3 protein-coding genes are annotated in these 1,998 nt (G+C 67.2%); 1 reads left to right on the top strand and 2 read right to left on the bottom strand.

Features of this window, described 5'->3' with window-relative positions:
- Positions 1 to 51 precede the first annotated feature (51 nt).
- A complete protein-coding gene (locus WB461_RS04135; RefSeq protein ID WP_423851453.1) occupies positions 52 to 294 on the bottom strand; it encodes an RNA-binding S4 domain-containing protein in 243 nt (80 codons plus the stop codon).
- A gap of 33 nt (positions 295 to 327) precedes the next feature.
- The gene (locus WB461_RS04130) at positions 328 to 1,608 is read right to left on the bottom strand and encodes a DUF445 domain-containing protein (RefSeq protein WP_423851452.1); all 1,281 of its coding nucleotides are present in this window, start codon (positions 1,606 to 1,608) and stop codon (positions 328 to 330) included.
- A 52-nt stretch (positions 1,609 to 1,660) separates the two neighbouring features.
- On the opposite strand from WB461_RS04130, the gene WB461_RS04125 reads away from it, so the two are divergent.
- Positions 1,661 to 1,998 (top strand): adenylyltransferase/cytidyltransferase family protein (locus tag WB461_RS04125; RefSeq protein ID WP_423851451.1); only part of this gene is annotated, 338 nt, incomplete at its 3' end.

The raw sequence follows: 1,998 nt of genomic DNA, 5'->3' as shown, positions 1-1,998 counted from the left end.
GCTCGAGGTGCGGTGAGTCCCGACCAGGAGAGCTGAGTCGTTGGCTGGCAGCTACCAGGGCAGGTTGTCGGTGCCCTCGCCGCCGACCTTGGCGGACTTGGCCGCCACCGACACGACGTCGCCCTTCTCGAGCTGACGACCCCTTCGGGTCTCCACCTCACCGTTGACGCGCACGACGCCGCCGGACAGCAGCTGCTTTGCCTCGGAGCCCGAGTCGACGAGGTCGGCCAGCTTCAGAAACTGACCGAGCTTGATCGACTCGTCGGAGATGGGGACGTTCTGCGGATCGCTCACGCAGCCATTGTCCCAGAAACCCGCAGCAAAGGCTCAGTCCACGAGGATCGCGACGGTATGGATGAGCACGCCGACCAGGCCGCCGACGATGGTTCCGTTGATCCGGATGAACTGCAGGTCGCGGCCGACGTGGAGCTCGATGCGGCGAGCCGCCTCTTTGCCGTCCCAGCGCTCGATGGTGTGAGTGATCACGGCGGTCAGCTCGGCGCCGTAGCGATCGACGACGAAGACGGCCGCGTCGGTGGCCATGCCGTCGAGACGCACCTGGAGCCGGGTTTCCTCAGTGAGCCGTTCGGCGAAGGCGCACACCTCCGCCAGCAGGCGTTTCCTCACCGCGCCCTCGGGATCGCCCAGCGACCCGGTCAATGCCAGACGGAGGGCGTTCCACAGCGAGATGCCGGAGGTGATCACGGCGGGGTGTTCGAGCAGGCGATCCTTGAGTCGTTCGGTGCGCCGCTGGGTGTCCGCGTTGTCGAGCAGGTCGGCCGCGAGCTGGAGCAGCATCGAGTCCAGCGCCAGTCGGGCATGGTGCCGCGGGTCGGACCTGATGTCCCCGACCCACCGCACCATCTCCAGATGGATCCGCGCCGTTACCCGCTCGTTGATGGTCTGCGGGGCCCACCAGGGGGCCCGCTCGCCGAGCACCTCCTGGACGGTGGCCGGGTTCTCCTTCAGCCAGTCGTGCAGCTCTTCGAGGGCTAGGTCGACCAGCCCGTGATGCATGTCGTCCTGCAACGCCTCAGACATCAACCCACCCAGCAACGGGGAGATCGGCTCCTCCCGGAAGCGCGGCACCAAGGCGTCGTTGACCAACGAGGCGATGTGGTCGTCGCGGACCTTGCCGAGCGCGATGGCAGCCACTTCAGCCACTTCGTCCACCACCCGGCGAGCGTTGGCGGGATCGGAGAGCCAGGTGCCCAGGCGTGCCGACGGCGTCGCCGCAGCCAGCCGTTCGCGGATGATGTCCTCTTGGAGGAAGTTCTCCCCCACGAACTCCTCGAGCCCCCGCCCGAGGTCGTCCTTGCGCTTCGGGATCAACGCGGTGTGCGGGATCGGCAGGCCCAGTGGGTGCTTGAAGAGTGCGGTGACGGCGAACCAGTCGGCGATCGCACCGACCATGGACGCCTCGGCACCGGCGTTGACGAAGCCCAGGGATCCGCCCCGGTCGAGCGTGACGACGTACACCGCCGCCGCCACGAGCAGCAGCGACACTGCCACCGTGCGCATCTGGCGCAGCCCGCGCCTGCGTAGCGCGTCGGCTCCTGGATCCGCGCTGATCATGGTCACACTCGTCGTCGCTTCGGGGCTCGCCATCAGGGCCCATCCTTGCGCAAGATCGACGCTTCGCCGTGCCACACTGGAATCCATGTCTTCCCCGACAAACCGAACGGTCATCACGTTCGGGACTTTCGACGTGTTCCACGTCGGACACCTCCGCGTGATCGAACGAGCCGCAGCCCTCGGCGACCGCCTGGTGGTCGGTGTTTCAGGCGACGAGCTCAACCTGCGCAAGAAGGGTCGCGAGCCGGTGTTCAGCCAGGCCGAGCGTCTGGCCATCGTCGCCGCGCTCAAGCCGGTCGACGAGGTGTTCATCGAGGAGAGCCTCGAGCTCAAGCGCACGTACATCGAGAAGTACGCCGCAGACGTGCTCGTGATGGGCGACGACTGGGCCGGCCGCTTCGACGAGTTCCGTGACATCTGCGA

The sequence above is a fragment of the Aeromicrobium sp. genome (assembly GCF_049587115.1).
Classification (GTDB): Bacteria; Actinomycetota; Actinomycetes; order Propionibacteriales; family Nocardioidaceae; genus Aeromicrobium.
This window is presented reverse-complemented; position numbering and strand designations above follow the sequence as displayed.

Bases quoted from the DNA above. Each gene is read 5' to 3' on its own strand.
- WB461_RS04130 (WP_423851452.1), bottom strand. From the start codon at position 1,608: ATGGCGAGCCCCGAAGCGACGACGAGTGTGACCATGATCAGCGCGGAT.